At 68.1% G+C, this 18,986-nt stretch carries 22 protein-coding genes and 1 pseudogene; 7 read left to right on the plus strand and 16 right to left on the minus strand.

All coding sequences use genetic code 11. The features are described from left to right. Positions 1 to 171: 171 nt before the first annotated feature. The 3 genes from JHN45_RS20715 to JHN45_RS20725 all read right to left on the minus strand — a co-directional run bounded on the left by JHN45_RS20715 (position 172) and on the right by JHN45_RS20725 (position 2,325). Positions 172 to 1,176, minus strand: coding sequence for a hypothetical protein (locus JHN45_RS20715; protein ID WP_201049976.1), 1,005 nt, complete (start codon positions 1,174 to 1,176; stop codon positions 172 to 174). 235 nt (positions 1,177 to 1,411) lie between these two features. Continuing rightward, the gene (locus JHN45_RS20720; RefSeq protein ID WP_201049977.1) at positions 1,412 to 1,879 is read right to left on the minus strand and encodes a hypothetical protein; all 468 of its coding nucleotides are present in this window, start codon (positions 1,877 to 1,879) and stop codon (positions 1,412 to 1,414) included. A gap of 14 nt (positions 1,880 to 1,893) precedes the next feature. Further along, positions 1,894 to 2,325 carry an ATP-binding protein gene (locus tag JHN45_RS20725; protein WP_307783152.1) on the minus strand — a complete coding sequence of 144 codons (432 nt, stop codon included), beginning with the start codon at positions 2,323 to 2,325 and terminating at the stop codon, positions 1,894 to 1,896. Between the two features lie 511 nt (positions 2,326 to 2,836). Between JHN45_RS20725 and JHN45_RS20730 the strand changes: the two genes are divergently transcribed. From JHN45_RS20730 to JHN45_RS20750, 5 genes are all read left to right on the plus strand, one after another. Beyond that, a complete protein-coding gene (locus JHN45_RS20730) occupies positions 2,837 to 3,712 on the plus strand; it encodes a helix-turn-helix transcriptional regulator (protein ID WP_201049978.1) in 876 nt (291 codons plus the stop codon). Then, positions 3,709 to 3,933 (plus strand): DUF397 domain-containing protein, encoded by a 225-nt coding sequence (locus tag JHN45_RS20735; RefSeq protein ID WP_201049979.1) that lies wholly within the window; start codon positions 3,709 to 3,711, stop codon positions 3,931 to 3,933. Before JHN45_RS20730 ends, JHN45_RS20735 begins: the two co-directional genes overlap by 4 nt. 214 nt (positions 3,934 to 4,147) lie before the next feature. Then, a complete protein-coding gene (locus tag JHN45_RS20740; RefSeq protein WP_236583863.1) occupies positions 4,148 to 4,669 on the plus strand; it encodes a hypothetical protein in 522 nt (173 codons plus the stop codon). Next, positions 4,669 to 5,154, plus strand: a complete 486-nt coding sequence (locus JHN45_RS20745; RefSeq protein WP_201049980.1) for a hypothetical protein — start codon at positions 4,669 to 4,671, stop codon at positions 5,152 to 5,154. The genes JHN45_RS20740 and JHN45_RS20745 overlap by 1 nt, the downstream gene beginning before the upstream one ends. Positions 5,155 to 5,238: 84 nt before the next feature. Next, complete coding sequence (locus JHN45_RS20750; protein ID WP_201049981.1) at positions 5,239 to 6,726, plus strand: UvrD-helicase domain-containing protein; 1,488 nt, start codon at positions 5,239 to 5,241, stop codon at positions 6,724 to 6,726. Here JHN45_RS20750 and JHN45_RS54715 read toward each other — a convergent pair. From JHN45_RS54715 to JHN45_RS20765, 3 genes are all read right to left on the minus strand, one after another. Beyond that, a complete protein-coding gene (locus JHN45_RS54715) occupies positions 6,698 to 7,384 on the minus strand; it encodes a DUF4276 family protein (RefSeq protein WP_201049982.1) in 687 nt (228 codons plus the stop codon). The genes JHN45_RS20750 and JHN45_RS54715 overlap by 29 nt on opposite strands. 797 nt (positions 7,385 to 8,181) lie before the next feature. After that, positions 8,182 to 8,913 (minus strand): hypothetical protein, encoded by a 732-nt coding sequence (locus JHN45_RS20760; RefSeq protein WP_307783153.1) that lies wholly within the window; start codon positions 8,911 to 8,913, stop codon positions 8,182 to 8,184. Positions 8,914 to 8,924: 11 nt separating this feature from the next. Continuing rightward, positions 8,925 to 9,745 (minus strand): IS5 family transposase gene (locus JHN45_RS20765; protein WP_201049983.1). Its coding sequence is split into 2 segments (ribosomal slippage): positions 8,925 to 9,406 and positions 9,406 to 9,745, totalling 822 coding nucleotides; the frame shifts between segments, so codons are not numbered across the junction. A 110-nt stretch (positions 9,746 to 9,855) separates the two neighbouring features. On the opposite strand from JHN45_RS20765, the gene JHN45_RS20770 reads away from it, so the two are divergent. After that, positions 9,856 to 10,245 carry a hypothetical protein gene (locus JHN45_RS20770; RefSeq protein ID WP_201049984.1) on the plus strand — a complete coding sequence of 130 codons (390 nt, stop codon included), beginning with the start codon at positions 9,856 to 9,858 and terminating at the stop codon, positions 10,243 to 10,245. 84 nt (positions 10,246 to 10,329) lie between these two features. Here JHN45_RS20770 and JHN45_RS20775 read toward each other — a convergent pair whose 3' ends face one another. From JHN45_RS20775 to JHN45_RS20800, 6 genes and pseudogenes are all read right to left on the minus strand, one after another. Continuing rightward, entirely contained in the window at positions 10,330 to 10,860 is a 531-nt protein-coding gene (locus JHN45_RS20775; RefSeq protein ID WP_201049985.1) for an NUDIX hydrolase, read from the minus strand. Positions 10,861 to 10,934: 74 nt separating this feature from the next. Beyond that, positions 10,935 to 11,201, minus strand: a pseudogene (locus tag JHN45_RS20780) (ATP-binding protein); the annotation flags it as partial. 126 nt (positions 11,202 to 11,327) lie between these two features. Further along, positions 11,328 to 11,855 carry a hypothetical protein gene (locus tag JHN45_RS20785; RefSeq protein WP_201049986.1) on the minus strand — a complete coding sequence of 176 codons (528 nt, stop codon included), beginning with the start codon at positions 11,853 to 11,855 and terminating at the stop codon, positions 11,328 to 11,330. Positions 11,856 to 11,943: 88 nt separating this feature from the next. Continuing rightward, positions 11,944 to 12,933 carry a tyrosine-type recombinase/integrase gene (locus JHN45_RS20790; protein WP_201049987.1) on the minus strand — a complete coding sequence of 330 codons (990 nt, stop codon included), beginning with the start codon at positions 12,931 to 12,933 and terminating at the stop codon, positions 11,944 to 11,946. A gap of 237 nt (positions 12,934 to 13,170) precedes the next feature. Further along, positions 13,171 to 14,094 (minus strand): NADP-dependent oxidoreductase, encoded by a 924-nt coding sequence (locus JHN45_RS20795; RefSeq protein ID WP_236583865.1) that lies wholly within the window; start codon positions 14,092 to 14,094, stop codon positions 13,171 to 13,173. Positions 14,095 to 14,200: 106 nt separating this feature from the next. Beyond that, entirely contained in the window at positions 14,201 to 14,596 is a 396-nt protein-coding gene (locus JHN45_RS20800) for a MerR family transcriptional regulator (protein ID WP_201049988.1), read from the minus strand. A gap of 157 nt (positions 14,597 to 14,753) precedes the next feature. On the opposite strand from JHN45_RS20800, the gene JHN45_RS20805 reads away from it, so the two are divergent. Further along, a complete protein-coding gene (locus tag JHN45_RS20805) occupies positions 14,754 to 15,389 on the plus strand; it encodes an IS5 family transposase (protein ID WP_201049989.1) in 636 nt (211 codons plus the stop codon). On the opposite strand, the gene JHN45_RS20810 is transcribed toward JHN45_RS20805, so the two are convergent. The 4 genes from JHN45_RS20810 to JHN45_RS20825 form a co-directional block, all read right to left on the minus strand. Continuing rightward, positions 15,361 to 15,831 carry a hypothetical protein gene (locus JHN45_RS20810; RefSeq protein WP_201049990.1) on the minus strand — a complete coding sequence of 157 codons (471 nt, stop codon included), beginning with the start codon at positions 15,829 to 15,831 and terminating at the stop codon, positions 15,361 to 15,363. The genes JHN45_RS20805 and JHN45_RS20810 overlap by 29 nt on opposite strands. 130 nt (positions 15,832 to 15,961) lie before the next feature. Continuing rightward, positions 15,962 to 17,437 (minus strand): NF041680 family putative transposase, encoded by a 1,476-nt coding sequence (locus JHN45_RS20815; RefSeq protein ID WP_201049991.1) that lies wholly within the window; start codon positions 17,435 to 17,437, stop codon positions 15,962 to 15,964. Between the two features lie 132 nt (positions 17,438 to 17,569). After that, positions 17,570 to 18,115, minus strand: a complete 546-nt coding sequence (locus tag JHN45_RS20820) for a hypothetical protein (RefSeq protein WP_201049992.1) — start codon at positions 18,113 to 18,115, stop codon at positions 17,570 to 17,572. Between the two features lie 238 nt (positions 18,116 to 18,353). After that, positions 18,354 to 18,986: IS3 family transposase (locus JHN45_RS20825; protein WP_236583867.1), on the minus strand; the 633-nt coding region annotated here is incomplete at its 5' end.

Genomic DNA, 18,986 nt, shown 5'->3' on the forward strand with positions numbered 1-18,986 from the left:
AACACATCCTCATCGTTCGGGGCGCGGCGGTGGGTGGTTCTTGGGGAAGACAACGGAAATACCTCCACAAACGGGGGCGGGGACGGTGAAACGACCAGGGGGGCCGAGCGGTGGCCTGCGGGGTGAGGGAGTGCCGAGACGGCGGGGCGCGGCAGGTGCTTCGGCGACCGGTCACCGGCGTCGCGCCGCGTACCGCGTGCCGCCCGCCGCAGCCGCAGCCGCAAGGCATTTGTCGCGGGCGCGTTCGAACTGCTCCAGCCACATGTCCGGCGCTTCGGCGACGTACTTCCACGGCTCCGGGGTGACGAACGGCCCGATCGCCTCGAAGACCGGGGCAGCCTCCCGGTACAGGCCTGTGGAGAACAGCGTCTGCGCAAGGTGGCCCAGGTCCTGGGGCAACCACTCGGTCCGGTCCGCGTGCCAGAACCACCCTTCCAACGCCCGCCACGCGGAGTGGGAGATCAGGTCGGTGGTCCAGTACAACGGGGTCAGCGCACCACGGGCCCGCTCCTTCGCATAGTGCTCGGCGTGCACATACAGCGGCAGCAACAACAGCGACGAACCCTCCGGCGCCCACGAACAGATCCACCGGACCACGTCGCGGACATTCGCCCCGTACGCCCGCAGCGCCTGGACCATGCGGTGCCACGCCTCACGACTGCCCGGATCACGCTTGTCGGCCTCGTGCAACAAAACCCACGGCCCGGACGGCAGCATGTACTCCGGGGGCTGGACCCGGTGCTCGGGGCGCCGCCGCCACTCCTCGGGCCAGTCCAGCTGCGCCAGCGCCACCAGACACACCCACGGCACCGGATCAGCAGGCCCGTAACGCGCCGCCTCAAAGCACGCCGCCCGGGCACGGCCCGCAAGCACCCCCACACCGCGCTCCCCCGCCCGGTACGCACCCAGCGCCTGCTGCACCCTCACCCGCGCCCTCATCATCAACGCGTCGGCGCTCGGCTCCTCCTGCAACCACGCCTCGACCGCATCCCCCTGAGCCGCCACCACCGCCGCCGCCAGAACCTGACTGCGAGCGGTACGCACCCCCCAGGTGCGGCAGTTCCTCAGCAGTTCGCTCGTCGACCGCCACCGGCCGGCACGGATGTCGTCCAGCGCCGTCCGCAGCGCGCCGTCGAACCCCGCCGGGTGAAACTGGGGCTGAACAGCGCCGTTCATCGGCAGGTCCCGTTCCTGCGCGGGCGCTCCGGAGTCTCTCCCGTGGCGAGGGCGCGGGCAACGGGGAGTGTGGCTAACGGCCTGAGACAGAGCCGGAGCGCTGGTAAGGGGGTCATCGGAGCCTCAAGAAGGTTGAAAAGAAGGGGAGTTGGCCGCCGGGACGGGCGCCTCGACGGGGGAGGCAAGGCGCGCAGCACCCCGGCGGCCGGTCAAGGGGGACGATGCACGACGGGGGTTAATCGGCCAGCGCACGCGGCGTAATCAAGGCTTGGACGACTTTCCCGTCGTCCACGGGGGCGTAGGCGATCTCCGCTCCGCGCCGGCGGGCGATCCACAAACCGCGGGGACGGTCGCCCTCGGCCGGCTCCCACTTCATGACCTCGTCGAAGTCGGGGAAGTCACGACGGCGGTCACGCACCTGGATGACGACGTCACCGGAGGCCAGGAGCGCCCACTCCACGGTGATCTGGGCGTACTCGGGCACACGCGCATGGCGTACGGCGTTGGCCATCAGCACACCCGCGACCGCGCTCGCATCCTCGATGTCCACGAAGACGTGCTCAAAGTCCGCATGCAGGTAGAGACGGGTGAAGCGGAGAGCATTCCCGGCCGCGAGACTATCGGCGGGGAACTTCTCCTTCCGAATCCACCAGGTGTCTTCGCCCGCGAGATCCAGGACCACGGTACTGGCGCGCTGTTCCATGCCGTCGTTCCTTCTCAAAAGGGGAGGGAGCACCAGGTCGTCATGCCGTCAGGGCTGACACCCCAGTCGTCGGCGATGGCGGAGACGAGGAAGAGACCACGTCCGGCCTCGTCGTCGAGAGCGGCATCGCCCAGCACGGGAACTTTGGGAGAACCGTCCCGCACCTCGATCAGGAGGTGCGTATCGGTGAGGTACAGGCGCACCCCGACATCACCGCGCCCGTGTTTGAACGCGTTCGTGACGAGCTCGGTGACGAGCAGATCAGCATCCTCGACGAGCTCTTGCAGTCCCCAATACCGCAGCGCGGCCCGGACGATAACGCGTGAACGAGACGGCACGGCGCGGTCCGCTTCGGCGATCACGCCAGCCGTGGAACCCGCACTTCGCCTGAAGGACATGTCGAATCCGGGGTACACGCTGAGCACGGAGCGCATGGTCACGTCCACACCGGATCCTCCGAACGCCCCACGGAGCGGGACATCAGGCGCTACGGACACCGGACACGTGGCTGCCTCGCCAGCGTGGCCAGCGACTTTCGGGGACATCCTCGTCACCTTCTCCGTCTCGTCATGAAGCAGTGGCGCGTCCGGCCCGGCGCGGAAGTCCCGCTGTCCACACCCACGGAAGTGGACGGTTCCCAGCAGGAACCGAGCCGTACGCGAAGCGCGGATCGTCGCAGGGCCGCTCACCAGCACCCGTCACACGAAAGCGCCCACCGAGCACTCCGCTCTGAACGTGACGTCCGATCCGGCGCGCCCAACTAGATTGGCGCCGAGGCAGGTTCATACGCAATCGAATGTGTACTGCATATGCACTGGCGCATGGATTGGTATATGCCGCAAGATGCAGTGAGGGCTACAAGAAGGGGACTTGGGGTGTCAGGCTCCGAGCTCGGATGGCAAGATCGGTAGCTCCCGTGCGTACACAGGCGACTTGAGACGCTGGAGGATGCAGGGTATGGCCAAGCAGATCGGGACGACGGCACCACGAGTGGACCTCGGCATCCAGATGCGCGAGCTTCGCAAGACCGCCGGCTTGACCATCGAAGAGGCCGCGAAGACGGTCAACGGGCTCACCTACGACAAGTTGCGACGCATCGAACTCGGCCAGAGCGCCTTCCGAATGGTCGGTGACCTTCGCAAGCTACTGATCGCCTACGGCGTCGCGGACGACCTCGACCTGGTGCAGTCGCTTGAGGATCTCTACAAGGCCCCGGCAAGTCAGGACTGGACAACCCAGTTCCGCACGGTCCTCACCACCACGAGGACGTTCGCGGGGATCGAATCCGTCGCCCAGGCCGTCAGCGTCTACAACCCCAACGTGATTCCGGGGCAATTGCAGACCGAGGGGTACGCACACGCCCAGTTCACCGAGGTGCAGCCGATCGAAGAAACGACAAGCGAGTTCATCATCAGCAACGTCGCGCTACGCATGAAACGTCGCGAGCCTTTCACTCGTGACGAGGAACCTCGGAAGCTGTGGGCGATCCTGGGCGAAGCCGCGTTGCGGCACCCCGTCGGCAGCCCTGCTGTGATGCGGGGCCAGTACGACGAGATCCTTCGCATGGCTGCGCTGCCCAACGTGACTATCCAAGTGCTGCTGACGGATGCCCCGGTCAAACGTCTCTGGAGCAATTTCACGATCCTTGACCTCGGTGGAGACCGCCCTACCACCGTGCAGGTCGACACAGGCCTCGGCAGCGCCATGTCCATGTCCGACCGACCTGCCACCGTGGCCCGGTTCACCCGCTGGTTCAACTCCATGATCGCCTCGGCGCAGCCGCCCGAGGAAACCCCTGCATTCGTTGAGACACTAAAGCGAGAGAAGACATGATCCATCAGCACGCTGTCTCCACCGAACTTGCCCCCGAGGGGGCCTGGTTCAAGTCCTCCTACAGCACAGGCGAGGGGGGGAACTGCGTCGAGGTCGCTGCCTTGAGCACTAAGGTCGGGGTCCGAGACTCGAAGAACGCGGCGGGACCTGCGCTTGCCGTACGCACCGGGGCTTGGTCCGCTTTCGTCAGCCTATTCCGCTCGCACTCATTCGATCAGTAGCCCGCTCACGAACGGAAGCGTCGATGCATCTCCCCTGACTTGCAGGGATGGGCATCGGCGCTTTTCGCCCACCGCACTGACGCAGGTCGGGGTGCGTTGACTGTGCAGTCCCAGGTGATGCTTGACGCGGTTGTTGCTGGACTTGCTTGACGGTCGCGGGAGACTTTTGACGGTCCAAGCACATCCCTGACGGGTGATGCCTAGGGTGCTGGCCGTGAACACCCGCCGTCTGATCGACGCCGGCGCCTTCACCCCTCCCCCGGCCTTCGCGGACAGCCCGGCACCCCAGCAAGAAAACTCGGGGGCCTGCCGCCCGGCCCGCCCCATCGTGCAGCTGCTGTACGTGCGCTACCTCGCCGCCCGCCCGGTGGACGAGATCCAGTGCATCGCCCCGACCCGGCGCCGTCACCGCTGCACCAGCACCCTGCTCTCCCCCGATACCCCAGCCGGCACCTGGAGGCTGGTCCCGGCCACCGCGACGAGCGGTCAGCTGGCCCTGCCCGCCGCGGTCATGGCCCTCTACGACCTCAGTGCCCTCCCGTACGCCGAGCAGCTGCGCTGGCGCGCCCAGCGCTGCCCGCAGCACGCAGCCTCGCCCACGGCCGCCGACCTGGCGGTGGCCGAGTGGGAACCCTTCGACCCGCTGCGCCACCACGAGCACATCCACGCCCGCCTGCCCGCCCCCGCCCGGCGCCCCGGGTCTGCGGGCCGCGCTCGGCAGGGGGTCCGGCCGTGATGCCGCACCACGCCGTCGAGAGCACCCTGACCAGACCCGCCACCTCCGGCGAACTCCGGCATGCGCGCTGCGGTGTGCCGCTGGCCGCGAACGCGGACCGTACCCGGCTGATGGCGGTCCGTGGCGCGCGCAGTCCCGGCGGGGCCCTGCATGCGCTGCGGCGCCGGCTGGACGTGCTGCTGCCCATCGACGTCCTGAGCACGCACTACCCCGACCGGCACGGTCAGGTCCTGCTCAACGTCGCCCTCGGCCACACAGCCGACAGGGCACTGCGGCGGGACGCGGCCGTCGTGGGACAGCGGCCCCGGGACCTGCTCCGCCGGCGTGTGACCGCGGCCCTCACCCGGGCCGAGCAGGAACGCGCCCGACGGCTGGAGGACCGGCTGGAGAGCCTGCTCGCCCACCACACGCCCCACGAAGTACTGGCCTGCGTCGACGGGCTCCTGCACGGCCGTCAGCACCAGCCCACCCGCGCAGCGCCGTGACTCCCCCTCCCCCGCACCACCCGCGGCACAGCGGTTGCAGACCCCGCCTTGCGTTCCCCGATCCCTTTTTCATCGGAGCCCTTGTTGCACACGCCCACCGGCGAACAGGCCCATGCCGTCGATGCCTTCCGGGCCGGTCACCATCTCGTCCTGCAGGCCGGCGCCGGGACGGGGAAGACCAGCACGCTCGGCCTGCTCGCCGACAGCACCCGCCGCCGTGGCCGCTACCTCGCCTTCAACAAGGACATCGCCCGGGATGCCGCCACCCGCTTCCCGCGCACGGTGCGGTGCAAGACCGCCCATGCCACGGCCTACGCCGCCCTCGGCCACCGCTTCACCAGCCGGATCAACAGCCCCCGCCAGCCCGCCTGGAAGACCGGCCAGGCACTCGGCATCACCCGGCCGGTCCGCATCGGCGATCACGAGATCAGCCCCCGGGCGCTCTCCCACTCCGTGCTGCGCACCGTGACCCACTACTGCTATTCCGCCGACCGGACCCTGGCCCGCCACCACGTGCCGCGCCTGCGCGGCCTCGACACACCCGCCGGGCACGCCCAACTCGCCCACCAGGTCCTGCCGTTCGCCCTCGAAGCCTGGGCCGACCTGCACAACCCCGAGCGGGGCGTGGTCCGCTTCGAACACGACCACTACCTGAAAATGTGGGCCCTCACCGAGCCCACGATCGAAGCCGACTTCCTCTTCCTCGACGAGGCCCAGGACACCAACCCGGTCCTCGAGGAAGTCTTCGCCGCCCAGCGCGGCCGTGCCCAGCTCGTCGTGGTCGGCGACTCCGCCCAGGCCATCTACGGCTGGCGCGGCGCCCAGGATGTGATGACCGGCTTCGACGCCACTCCCCTCACCCTGACCCGCTCCTTCCGCTTCGGCCCCCTCATCGCCGAAGAGGCCAACCGCTGGCTCACACTCGCCGACGCCCCCATCCGCCTCACCGGCACCGACACCATCGCGACCGAAGTCGGCGACCTCGACCGGCCGGACGCGGTGCTGTGCCGCACCAACATCGGCGCCCTGGCCGAAGTCATGCGCCTGCTCACTACCGGCCACCGCGTCGCCCTCACCCGGGGAGGACAGCAGCTCGCCGCGCTGGCCCTCGCCGCCCGCGACCTCAAAGACGGGCGCCGCACCACCCACCCCGAACTCGTCCTCTTCCCCTCCTGGAGCGAAGTCCAGGACTACGCCGCCCACGATCCCGCCGGTCGTGACCTGCAGCCCTTCGTCGACCTCGTCGACACCCACGGCCCCGACGCCATCCTCACCGCCGTCGACCAACTCACCGACGAAGCCCACGCCGAGGTGACCGTCTCCACCGCCCACACCGCCAAAGGCCGCGAATGGCCCACCGTCCAGATCGGCAACGACTTCCCACCGCCCAAGGACACCGACCGGCACGACGACCAGGGACACCCCGTCCCAGAACCCGTCAACGACACCGACGCCCGCCTCGCCTACGTCGCCGTCACCCGCGCCCGACAACACCTCGACCTCGGCGGCCTCTCATGGATCAACACCCACCCGTCTGGCGAGGTCAGCCGTGCCGTTCGCGTTCTCCGGTGACGAGGAATTTCACGTCACGGCAGAATTTGCCGAAGGAGGGCGCTGCGGCGCGCGCGGCGTCCAGGTCGAACTGTGCTGCGAAGGACGGCTGGTGTGCGGTCTCCTGGTACGTCGCGCCCGGTGGCATCTGCCGTGAGAGCCACTCCTTGGCGCCCCGGATGCTCTCTGGACGCGGTGGCGGCTGGAGGCCGTGCGGCAGTCCGGCGCGGCCGGCCAGGCTGGCCGCGCCGGCGAGGAACCAGGCTTCGAATTCACGGACTGCCGCGACTGCGACCAGCGGGACGTTGTGGTGAGTGGCTTGTGCGTGCTCATGCAGGGTCCGGGCCGGCTCGACGGGGCAGTCGTCGTCCGAGTCCAGCAGAGCCAGGACCCCGGTCGGCCGGGGGGAACGCGTCTGTCGTGTTCGGCCCGCCCGGTCTGGTTGCAGAGGCCGAGGCGGAGCAGCGTGTACGCGGTGCCGCCGCTGTGGCTGGCTTCGACGGGTATGGCGTAGTGCGTGGTCGGCATGCCGATGTCGTCGGGTAGACCGAGGCCGGCCGCGGCGTGAGGGAGCGGCCGTTCGCACAGGGTTCGTCAATCCCGCATCGGTCTGGACGAGGCCTTGTCGGCGGTGATCGATATGGTCGGCGCACCTGATCAGCTGAGGAGCGCAGACCATGAGATCTCCGGCCGAGCTGGACCGTGTCCGGTGGCATTCCCTGACCCACGCCTACGGTTCCGCGGAGGACGTGCCTGAGCTGATCAAGGCGATCTACCAGGACGACGGGGAGATGGCCGACGAGGCGATTTATGAGCTTTACGGCAACATCCACCACCAGGGGACGGTCTACTCAGCGTCGGCGCCTGCCGTCTCCTTCCTCGCGCACGCCGTGCGGCACGCCCCGAACAAGCGCGCCGAGTTGTTGATGCTGCTCGCCGTCCTTGCCGACCACGACCCGGCGGACGTCGACTTGCCTCACTGGCCAAGCAGTTCGGTCGCCGCAGTTTGCATCGAGCTCTGCCAAGTGCTCCCAGAGCTGTTGTTCTGCCTCGAGGACACCGAGCGAGGGATACGCCGGGCTGCACTGCGGGTGGTCGCGGCCGTGGCCGATCTGCTTCCAGTGGAGCAGCGGGCCTCCGTCGTGGCACAGCTCGAGGGGGTCTACGCCACCGATCCCGTCCCGGCGGTACGGGCGGACGCGATGGTGGTCCTGGCCCGATTCGGACGGGAGACAGGGGCACTCGACGGCCCGCTGCCTGAGGTCAGGCTGGCGGCGGCCATGCTTGCCGTCGCACGATCCGGGCCGCCCTACCCGGCTGATCTGGTAGATGTGATCGCCGAGGACGGTGCCGAACCTGACCCAGGGGACGAAGACTTTCCCTGGTCTGGCACCACTACCCAGGACGAGCAACTAACTGACCGTTTCAGAATGAGCTGGACGTGGGAGGCGACGTCACTCTTGCTCGTAAGAGCAGTCACAGGACTTCATCCCAGACGTCGCCGCCGTCAGCCCAGGTCCACAGCCATTTCCGTAGTGAGGCGGTCGCATGGCGAAGGCCGTCGTGAGGGCCTTCCCCGAAGGTGTAGCCGTCGGCGTCGTAGAGAAGCACTGGGTTGTCGACTGCGCTCAGTGAGACATGCCATTCCATCGTGCAGCCGCCGTAGGTGAGGAAGAGCCACGATGGTGGCATGCCCTCTGACAGGTTGCGTTCGTGGACGCTGGCCGCGCACGGCCAGTCGCGCAAGTGCCCTGGAGCCCGGTTGCCGTCGGTCAGGGAGGCAAGCCCGCCATCGGGTCCGAATCCTCCGTTGGCGACCTCGGTGTAGAGGCGCCGAAGCAGTTCGGGAAGACGGCGTCCGATTCTCTGCTCTGCCTTCTCGACCTCTGACAGGGAGATCGGAGGGAACAGCGGCCCGCGAGGAGCGTCGGCGTAGTAGTCGGTCACCTCCTCGGTCTCGGCCTTGAGCTCAACCGTCCCATCACTGCCATACGAAACTATGTCGTCTCGCATCCGCTCCAACCGGGGCTTGCCATAACGCTCGACGATCCACGCGGCAGGGACGTCCGCGCGGTCGAATCGCAGGCCCGGATCCCATGCGCGAGCCTGCAGAGCTTTGATCAACGCGTCGTCGTCCGCTTCTTGCCTGGCCTCCGGGCTGGGCTCATGGCGGAGTGGCGCAGGTACGCCGTGAGGAGAAAAGGTCACGCGTCAGGAGCCTACTGCTGCGCTTCGACTGCTCTCAGAAGCCGTCGGAGACAGATGATTCCGCAGGCGAGTTCGAGCAGGCCTTGATGGAGGTCGGCGCGTCGCTCGTAGCGGGTGCGGAGTCGTTTGAACTGGTGGAGCCAGGCGAAGGCGCGCTCGACCACCCAGCGGACCTTGCCCAGCCCAGAGCCGTGGGCGACACCGCGTCGGGCGATCACGGGTTTGATGCCACGCTTCCACAGCAGGCGGCGGTACTTGTCGAAGTCGTAGCCCCGGTCCGCGTACAGTCGCCGAGGCTTGCGGCGGGGGCGTCCCCGCAGACCCCGGATGGATGGGACCGCGTCCAACAAGGGCAGGAGCTGGGTGACATCGTGCCGGTTGCCGCCGGTGAGCGTGACGGCGAGCGGGGTTCCGTGACGGTCGACGATCAAGTGGTGCTTGGAGCCGGGGCGGGCCCGGTCGACGGGCGAGGGGCCGACGTGATCCCCCCTTTGAGGGCCCGGATGTGCGAGCCGTCCACGGCGCAGTCGTCCAGGTCCAGCAGGTCGGCGCGGTGCAGCTCGCTCAGCAGGGCGGCGTGCAGGCGGGGCCAGACGCCAGCCTCGGTCCAGTCTCGCAGTCGGCGCCAGGCCGTCACCCCGGAGCAGCCCATAGTCTCCGCGGGGACGTCACGCCAGGCGACACCGGTCCGCAGCACGTACAGGACGCCGGCGAGTGCAGTTCGGTCGGGAACACGCAACCGCCCCGGATGGCGCAGGCGCCGCTCGGGAGCGGTCGGCAGCAGCGGAGCCACCCGCTCCCACAAGTCGTCAGGAACAAGATCAGCACGCACTCCGGACACCCTGCCGACCAAGATCACTGAGCGCAAGACCCGCAGCTCAACTCATTCTGAAACGATTAGTAAGGCGTCTGCTCACCGGGGATCCGGACGCCGGCCTCACTGTGGCCGCTCGCTGGATCACGGCCGGAGACATCGGCTCGCGCGGTTCCTGGCTGGCCGAGGAGATCGCCGAGATCTGGCGAGATCGGGAACCAACTGTGCTGGACCTGCTGCTGGCAGCCCTGCCTCAGCAGAGGAGCACCCGCGCCCTTGCCAGCCGCCTGCGCACGATCGGCCACTGGATCGAGCACCTGCCCGACCCGGACGCCGGTCTCCGCGACACGCTGCACCGGTACGCAACAGGTGCCGCCGAAGAGACCGCCAGGCCAGCACTCCTCGCTCTGGTGCACTCCCGTGACCTCCGGAGCCTGGAACTGGTACTGCGCCGCCCCAGCGCCCCACTGCTCGCAGCGGCAGCGCGCCGCTTCCCCGACGCGGCCGTGGCTTCGTAGCTGACAGGCGACACCGTGTATCGCTGAGTTTGGGCAGCGCTTGGTGATCACGGGGCGGGAAAATATCGATGAGAACTGACACCGTCAGTGAGTTTCCTTGAACCCCTCTAGGTTGGCCTGCTCCTCTCGGTGTCGCGGGGGCCTCACTAGGCGGGCAAGGTGCAGGTCGAGAGACTCTGTGCCTCCAGGCAGTGGAACTGTGGGGTCCCACCAGCGGAAAGCTGAGACTTCCTCGTTGTCCCGGAAGGGCCCAGGGTGTGTGACGTTGCCGATGAACAGCGCTCCGTACTCCATCCGCAGATCAGGTTGAAGCATGAACTTCGCGTAGCCGACGAACTGTGAGGGGGCATCAGTCTTCTGACCGGTCTCTTCCAGTAGCTCGCGTGAAGCGGCTTGGCGTGGGCTTTCGCCCGGTTCGATGATTCCTCCGGGCAGCTCCCATTCCTGTCGTTGTCTGCCGAAGACCAGCAGAACCGCGTCGTGGTGCCAAAGAGCCACCAGCGACAGCGGCAGGGGGGCGTCGTCGGGTGGGGCGTCCTCTGCCTCAGGGATGAACGCGATCAGAGCGTTGCCGTTGCCGTCGACGGCAAGCGGCTCGATCCGGGATTCCGGCATCGGAGCATGTTGCCGCATCTGGCTGACTGCATCAACGGAAATTGAGCTTGTTGCCTTGCTCGGCAGCGTTGGGGTCAGCTGGCGGCGTCTTGTGCTGCGGCCCGGGCCTGGGTGAGCGCGAGGCGGTAGGATTCGGTGCCGGTCTGGATCAGGTTGCCGCCGAAGGTGAGGCGGTCGACGATGGCCGCGCAAAGCCGGGGATCGGTGAAGGTCTTGGTCCAACCGCTGAAACTCTCGTTCGACGCGATGGCGACGCTGTTCTTCTCCTCACGCTCCGTCAGAACCTGGAACAGCAGCTCAGCGCCCCTGCGATCCAGTTCCATATAGCCGAGCTCGTCCACCTATGCCGATATCCGCATAGATCGACCTATGCCGAGACCGCGACTATGCCGAGGTGACCATCAGCAAGCGTGATCGCGGGCTGCGTGGCGGCTGTTCTGCTCGGCATAGTCGCAGGCTGGGAGGATCTATCCGGCCCACGGGTTCGGACCCTGCTTGAGGATGACAAGCTCGCGTGTCTTGTCGGCGGGCCAGAGGTCGATCCGATAGAGGAAGTGGTCGCCAGGGCCGCCGTTGGTGTCGACGTCGGGCGCTTCAGCCGGGATGTAGGAGACCCGGGCCCGCAACAAACCGGCGGGAACGGTCATGCTGGGCCCGTCCTCCGGGTGGAGTCCCGGGCTGGACATGGTGAGTTGACCGGTCGGGGCGTCCAGGTCTGTCTCCACGATGTGCTCGGCCGTCGGCTCGGTCATCGGTTCGAACTCATGGACGATGATCAGTGACTCGACCATGTCGTCCCGGGCAGTGCCGACGGAGAGCGAGTGCGGCTCCACCCCGATTCGATGGATGTGGACCGCTTCCTGGGTCCAGCCGGCTGGCGGCAGGTCCGGGTCCGTCGCGTGCTCAGCCATCCACGCGTCATAGGGCCCCAGGTCTTGGACATAAAACTGCCCGTGATCGGCATCGATCAGGAACTTCAACAAAGCATCGGCCACCGCCGCAGGCTATCGGAGTCGATGGCGCCGACTGAGCTGGGTCTTCGTCCGAGGTCTTTCCAGCCGCGAGGGTTCGCCCTGCCCCACCTCATAGACGGTCGAGGAAATCTAGAACCTTGTCGGTGGGCCGGTAGCGGCCGGGCTGAGCGGTGATTGGTGCAGTCAGGGCCAGGGCCTTCTCCTTGATGGTCATGTCGGCGTGGACGTAGGCGTCGGTGGAGCGGACGCCGGCGTGGCCGAGCCAGAGCGCGATGACCGTGGTGTCGACGCCGGCCTGCAGCAGCGCCATCGCGCAACTGTGCCGCAGGACGTGCGGGTGGATGCTCTTGTCGAGCAGGGACGGGCAGACTCGCACCGCAGTCTGGGTATGGGTGCTCAGGCGTTGAGCGACGGCGTCGCGGCTGAGGCGTCGTCCGGTGCGGGTGCAGAAGAGGGGATCGCCGCGGCGCCCGGCGCGTTCGTTCAGCCAGGCGCCGAGCAGATTCTGGACGGGGCGGTCGAGGGGGACGGTGCGCTGTTTGCGTCCCTTTCCCTCGCAGCGAACAGCGGCGCCGTCGCCCAGAGTGATGTCGTCGCAGTTCAGGCTGGTGAGTTCGGTGACGCGCAGGCCGGTCTGGACGGCCAGGGCCAGCATGGCCTTGTCCCGTCGTCCCTCCCAGCGTTTCGGATCCGGTGCCGCCAGCAGGGCGTCGACCTCGGTGGCGGTCAAGAACGTGACGGTCCTCTTGTCGAACCGCTTGGGTGGGATGTCCAGGACCCGCTGGATGAGCAGGGCGTGTTCGGGGTGCTGGAGGGCGGCGTAGGAGAACAGCGACCGGATCGCGGTCAGGCGGACGTTGCGGGTCCGGGTGCTGTTGCCGCGCTCGTCCTCCAGGTGGTTGAGGAACGCAGAGATCACGTTCGCGTTCAGGTCGTTCCAGTCCAGCTTCGCCGGGGCGGTGCCGGTCTGCTGCTGGACGAAGCCCAGCAGGAGGCGGAGCGCGTCACGGTAAGCGGCGATGGTGCGGGGGCTGGCCTGACGCTGGCGGCCGAGCCGTTCGGTGAAGAACGCCTGCAGGGTGGGTGCGATCAGGGTCATGGGCGGGCCGCCTTCCGGACGCTGTCGCGGCGGGCGGCGGCCAGGGCGAGCAGTTCCGGGGCCGCCGACAAGTACCAGTAGGTGCAGGCTGGTTCGCGGTGTCCCATATAGGTGTCGGCGTACGCCTGAATGTGCTCAACCCCGTACAGGTAAACGTGCTCAGTTGGTGATGGCTGACCACGGGCTCTCGTCAGTCCGCTATAGATGGTCGACGGCACCGGGCGGCCAGGCCACTTCTCATGCCACCTTGATGACAACCTTGCCCGCAGCGTGGCCGTTCTCGACGGAGGCGAGTGCGGCCAGGGCGTCGGAGAGCGGATGGACCGCAGTGATCACGGGTGCGAGAACTCCGTCGAGTGCCAGCCTGGCGGACCGCTCCAGACTCTCCCGGTCGAGGCGCCGCTCGATGAAACGCCCACCGAGATCGGGCACAGACATATCACCCACGGCGATGACGTTGCGGGGATCCCGGGCCAGCGGAGCGACCGTCCGCAGCGAGGCGCCTCCGACCAGGTCGACGATCCCGTCGAAGCCTTCCGGAACCAGCTGGCGTGCCGCGGCGACGACGTCCCCGGCGGTGTAGTCGATGAACCGCACCCCGATGGCCTCGGCCTGCTCGCGCTTGGCAGTACTCCCGGTGCCGATCACACGCAACTCGCGCCCGATGGCCAGCCGGGCGACGACGAGGCCGACCCCACCCCCGACCCCGTTGACCAGGACCGTGGCACCGGCCGGGAGGCCGAGCTGGTCGAGCACGTCCACCGCGGTCGTCCCGGTCACGGGCAGTGTTGCCGCCACGGTCACGGACAGGCCCGCCGGGATGCGCGCGGTGTTCGGCGCGGACAGCACCGTCGTCTCGGCGTAGGTGCCGCCACCGGTGAGTGCGAAGCCGAAGACCGCGTCACCCACCTCGAGCCCGTCGACGTCCTCGCCCCGGGCGAGAACGGTTCCCGCTGCCTCCATCCCCAGCACAATGGGAAACGGACGCCCGCCGTCGAGCCCGGGGACCAGACCCGAGCGCAGCATGTGGTCGAGGGGATTCACGCCGGCCACGTCGACCCGGATCAGTACCTCGCCGCGACCAGGGGCGGGATCGGGACGATCGAAGAACTCCTGCACCTCGGGCCCGCCATACCTGCCGAAACCCCACGCCTGCCCCATCTTCTGCCGCCTCCCATGTGACCGACCCGGTGATTCCGGGCTCTGCAGTCATCCTCACCTGTCACATCGATGTCAGGGGCAAGCGGCTGAGACGCAGGTCACAGCATCAGTCCAACCGTGCCGCCGACTCCGGCGACGTGGACAGCTCCGCCCGGTGCCGGCTGTTGGCCCTGATCAGCACGTCGAGCGCATCCCGGGTCTCGATCAAGTGCGCGATGTCGGCGTCGATCCGGTCGCGCTCGCGCATCATCGCCGTGAACGTCTCCTCGGCGACGCCCAGGTCACCCGGGACGTCCACACACGGCAGCACAGTCGCGATCACCCGGCTCGACATACCCGCGTCGAACAGCTGTCGGATGAGCGAGACGCGCTGGACCGCCGCAGCGGAATAGTGACGCTGCCCGGTATCGGAGCGTGAGCTGGTCAGCAGGCCCTGCTCTTCGTAGTACCGCAATGAGCGCGGACTCACGCCCGTGCGCGTGGACAACTCGCCGATCCGCATTCCTGAGAGCCTACGCTCGCGTGCTCCAGGCGCAGACCGCCGGCCAGTCATGGACACCCACGGACGCCGCCACAACCGCAGGGTTGTCGTCCCGGTCCCACAACTGAGCACGTTCGTCTGTACGCGCCTGACCACCTTTCTCAGTACGCCGACACGAGTGCACGCGTTCGCCCGACGCTGGCAGGTGACGGGCCTGCTCACCGAGCTCCACGACCGGCTGCGCGACAAGGTCCGCCAGAAGGAAGGCCGTTCGCCGGACCCGACGGCCGCCACCGTGGACTCGCAGTCACCGCGGGCGGCGACGAACATCCCGCGCTCGACGTCCGGGTGGGACGGTGGGAAGAAGGTGGGCGGCCGCAAGCGGCACCTGGCCGTGGACTGCCTCGGCCTGGTCCTGGCCGTCGCGGTGACCGCGGCAAGCGTGCAGGACCGCGACGCCGCCGTCCCGCTGCTCGAGCGGCTGCGCACCATGTACTTCTCCATCCGCCTCGTCTGGGCGGACGGCGGTTATGCGGGCCGGCTCGTCGGCTGGGCAGCAGAGAAACTCCAGCTCACCCTTGAGATCGTCAAACGCACCGACGACACCAGCGGGTTCGTGGTGCTGCCGCGCAGGTGGGTGGTGGAGCGCACCCTGAGCTGGCTGATGCGTTCGCGCCGCCTGGTGCGTGACTACGAGACACTGCCCGCCATGCACGAGGCCATGGTGCTGTGGTCCATGACCATGCTCATGAGCAGCCGCCTGGCCGGGCACCGGCCAGGCGCCTTCAGCCGGCCGACGCCGCGAGCGGGGTGAACACCCCCGGCCGCACCTGGAGCGCCCACCCCCGCTCCACCAGGCGTTTCGCCTTGGACCGCAGCCCCTCGACCTTCGCTGGAGCCGCCTGAAGGCCCAGGGCCGCGGCCAGCTGCTGGCACCGCATACCCTCCCGGGCCGCATCCGACTCCAGCACGGACATGATCCGCTGGTAGTCCGCAGACAGGACCGCCGCCGTCATGCCCTCGGTCCGTCTGGGCACCACCGACCCCGCCACCGCACTCACCACCGGCTCCGCGACCGCGACGGGCGGCTCGGCCAGCACCTCGGCCACCGTCACGCGGGCATCCGCCAGACGCTGAAGTGCCCGTTCCGCCTCGCCGAGGGCAGCCTCCACCCGCTCGGCCTCCTCCCGCAGCCGTGCCACCTCTTCCCGGACTTTCTTCTCCCGAGCCTCCAGCAGACCTAGCACCGACGGCACCAGCCACCTCCACAAGCGAGACGAGCAGACGAACCACGCCCATCTCTCCCGCCGCCAGCCGGAGTTCATGCCCACCCAGCCCGAACCAAACGATCACGTTCGGAAAGCGGATGGCTTCTGAGCTTGACGTTTATCCAGTACGACGGGGTTTCGTGCCGACCTTGTGGTGGGCGGGCCGGCTGTATGCCTCGCCTGTCACGAGGACTCTGCCCACGTCATGACGGGTGGCTGTGCGGCGGTTTTTCGAGCCAAGTGGTCTTCCTGGTCCGGGTGTTGACGATTTCGGTGCACCGGCTGGAGAGCCGGTCTTCGCTCGCAGGTTCCTGAACCCCCGCCGGACCCGGGCGGGGGTGAGTCTGTTCGGCTCGGCCGGCTTCTCCCAGGGACGCCGTAGATCGGCGGCCAGTGGGCGGGCGAGCCGGAGCTGGGTGTAGGCGGCGACCACAAGCCACGTCCACCGGTCTGCCGCCTCCGGGCTGCGGAGCCGGGGCCGGGTCCATCCGAGCGTCTGCTTGAACAGGCGGAACATGTGCTCGATGTCGAAGCGTCGCAGGAAGGACTGCCAGCAGCGGTCGAGGTCCGCTTCTGTGGCGGCGGTGCCCGACCACCACAGCCACAGCGGCTTGTTCACCCCGCCGCTGGGCAGCTTCTCCACCGCCAGGCGGATGACGGTGCCCGCGATGATGGGCAGCGGCCCCTCGTGATCGAGCCAGGCCGCCCGCCGGGTCAGCCTCGGGTGGAGCCGGTCCCACGCCTGGGCGGTGGCCTTCCCGTAGCGGCGGGTGCAGGTGGCTGTCACGGCCTGCTCCGTGCCCCAGGTTCCCGGGTCGCCGAAGACGAACTCACCGCCGTGCTTCGGCGGTCGCCCGCCTTGGGGATAGGACAGGGCGTACTCCTTGAGAGTGGGCGTCGGCCGGCGCATCACCCGGTCCGACCGCAATCGGCCCAGGACCTCGACGGGCAGGTCACCCAGTAGGTGGGCGATGCGGGGCGCGTCGTATCCGGCGTCCAGCACGACCAGGACGTCGGGGTCGCCCTGTTTCCACTGGCCGGCGGCGACTAGCCGTTCGACGACTTCGCGGAGCTGGACCGTGGTCACCGCGGCGACGTCGGCGCCGGGGTCCAGACGGACCGCGTCCAGTACCGCCGTCCATGAGGTCCGGCCGGTTTCCAGCGCGACCACGACCGAGTATGGCCAGCCCGGGATCATCTGATGCTTTGCCCCTCCGCGGCCGTATGTGTGACAAAAAGCCCGGTCAGGGCAGGTGTTGGCGTCCGGTCGCAGCCACGGTGAGACGTCTGCGGCCAGCACGATCCGGCCGTCCGCCGCTCGCGGCAGCGACACCGAGGCCAGCGCCCGGCGCAGCCGGGCCACATCGATCCGCCCCTGATTGAGACCGGCGTAGAGAGCCCCGTGCCCGCGGCGATGTTCCGGTGCGAGTGCGAGATCGACCAGCGTCCGCACCGGCCCGTCCGTGCACAGCAACGCGTCGCACAACTCGAACAGTGCGTCGCCCCGCGCGGTCAGACACGCGTACAACTCCGTCCGGAAGTGTGACACTTCCGCGAAGGCATCCCGCAGGACATCCTGATGTACCAAACTCACGACACGGCCTTCGCGCTGGTCCACTCTGTGACGGAGTAAAGGATCAGACGAAGGCCGCCTTCGTGTCCGCTGAACTGCGAAAACGCTGATCAAGTTCGACCTGCGTTCGACGCCGGACCGTAAATGACAAGCTCAGCAGTTCTTGACCCAGTGGACCCAGTACCAAGGTGCGTCCGCGTCCCAGTCTTCGGCGCCCTCGTCATGCCAGCGTGAGACGCCGCTGTCGTCCAGGAAGTTGGCGACGGTACCCGTGGTCTGGTCGTTGTACCACGATCCGTCGGCTGTCCATGGAATGCGGTATCGGGCGCAGCTGTACATGGGAATCGACGTGCCCGTGAAGCCGGTGCCCTTGTAGGCGCAGAAGTATCCGTAGGGAATAACACCGTCGCAGACGTTAACCAGCGCCCCCTTGGTCATGTCGCGGGGGTGAGCTTCGCCAGGGACAGCCACGAACATGAGGTTCTTGCCGCCCAGGTCGATCACGTTGGCGGCCACTTGCCTTCCGCCCATCTGGGCGAGATACCGGTCCACTTCGTGCTGGAGGGCCGAAGTCTGAGAGGCGGTGAGTCCCGACTGCCTGGCCTGGGAGGCGTAGGGACTGGTGGCGCCTTCAGCACCGGCTGATGCGACACCGGTGCTGAAGGTCAGCGCCAGCGCGGCCACGGCAACCGCGAACATCGCCCTGACCTTCGTCAATCTGCTTCGCACGAGTACCCCTTATCTGGTGCGTACCAAGGATCGCTGCTCGGCTGGGATTGCTGGATGCCTCAACTTAGGTGTCGCCGAATGGCGGGCGCCAAGGATTCGAACACCGTCGAAGCGTGTTTGATGGTGCAGCGACCGAGAGGGGCCATGGTGGGACGAGAGCGCGTGAAGAAGGGGCCTTCCCCCGTGAAGGTGGGCACGCGGTTATTGATCACGCGGCGAGCGTGAGTTTAGCGGTGTGGTGTCGGTGTTCGTATTCGTTGGGGCTGAGGTGGCCGTTGGCGGAGTGCCGGCGGCGGGTGTTGTAGCGGGTCAGCCAGGCGAAGACGGTCCTGCGGCAGGTGTCGGAGTCGCCGTAGTCGTGGGCGCCCTGGAGGGTCTCGCGTTTCAGGGACGCGTGGAAACTCTCGCAGGCCGCGTTGTCGGCGCTGGTGCCGACCGCGCCCATCGACCGGGTGACCCCAAGCTGGTCGCAGAGGCCGGCGAAGGCCCGGGATCCGTACTGCGCTCCGTGGTCGGAGTGGAACACCGCGCCGTCCAGGCCGCCGCGGGTCGAGGCCGCCATCCGCAGTGCGTCGGCGACCAGGCCAGTGCGCATGTGGCCGGCGATGGACCAGCCGACGACCTTGCGGCTGAAGCAGTCCAGCACGGTCGCGAGATAGAGGAACTCCCCGTTGTCCAGGGGGAGATAGGTGATGTCGCCCATGTATTTCAGGCCGGGTTCGCTGGCGGTGAAGTCCCGCTGGAACAGATCCGGGACCGGTGAGGTGGCCGGGTCCGGGACGGTGGTGCGCACGCGTCTGCGCAGGCGGATCCCGGTGATGGAGAATCTCAATGATCGTGT

Origin of the sequence: Streptomyces sp. MBT53 (genome assembly GCF_016654115.1) — a bacterium.
Taxonomy (GTDB): Bacteria; Actinomycetota; Actinomycetes; order Streptomycetales; family Streptomycetaceae; genus Streptomyces.

Excerpts from the sequence above, each read along its gene's own strand:
- JHN45_RS20715 (WP_201049976.1), bottom strand. The coding sequence starts at position 1,176 with ATGAACGGCGCTGTTCAGCCCCAGTTTCACCCGGCGGGGTTCGACGGC.
- JHN45_RS20720 (WP_201049977.1), bottom strand. The coding sequence starts at position 1,879 with ATGGAACAGCGCGCCAGTACCGTGGTCCTGGATCTCGCGGGCGAAGAC.
- JHN45_RS20730 (WP_201049978.1), top strand. The coding sequence starts at position 2,837 with ATGGCCAAGCAGATCGGGACGACGGCACCACGAGTGGACCTCGGCATC.
- JHN45_RS20735 (WP_201049979.1), top strand. The coding sequence starts at position 3,709 with ATGATCCATCAGCACGCTGTCTCCACCGAACTTGCCCCCGAGGGGGCC.
- JHN45_RS20745 (WP_201049980.1), top strand. The coding sequence starts at position 4,669 with ATGCCGCACCACGCCGTCGAGAGCACCCTGACCAGACCCGCCACCTCC.
- JHN45_RS54715 (WP_201049982.1), bottom strand. The coding sequence starts at position 7,384 with ATGGTCTGCGCTCCTCAGCTGATCAGGTGCGCCGACCATATCGATCAC.
- JHN45_RS20775 (WP_201049985.1), bottom strand. The coding sequence starts at position 10,860 with ATGCCGGAATCCCGGATCGAGCCGCTTGCCGTCGACGGCAACGGCAAC.
- JHN45_RS20790 (WP_201049987.1), bottom strand. The coding sequence starts at position 12,933 with ATGACCCTGATCGCACCCACCCTGCAGGCGTTCTTCACCGAACGGCTC.
- JHN45_RS20795 (WP_236583865.1), bottom strand. The coding sequence starts at position 14,094 with ATGGGGCAGGCGTGGGGTTTCGGCAGGTATGGCGGGCCCGAGGTGCAG.
- JHN45_RS20800 (WP_201049988.1), bottom strand. The coding sequence starts at position 14,596 with ATGCGGATCGGCGAGTTGTCCACGCGCACGGGCGTGAGTCCGCGCTCA.
- JHN45_RS20820 (WP_201049992.1), bottom strand. The coding sequence starts at position 18,115 with ATGTTCGCGGTTGCCGTGGCCGCGCTGGCGCTGACCTTCAGCACCGGT.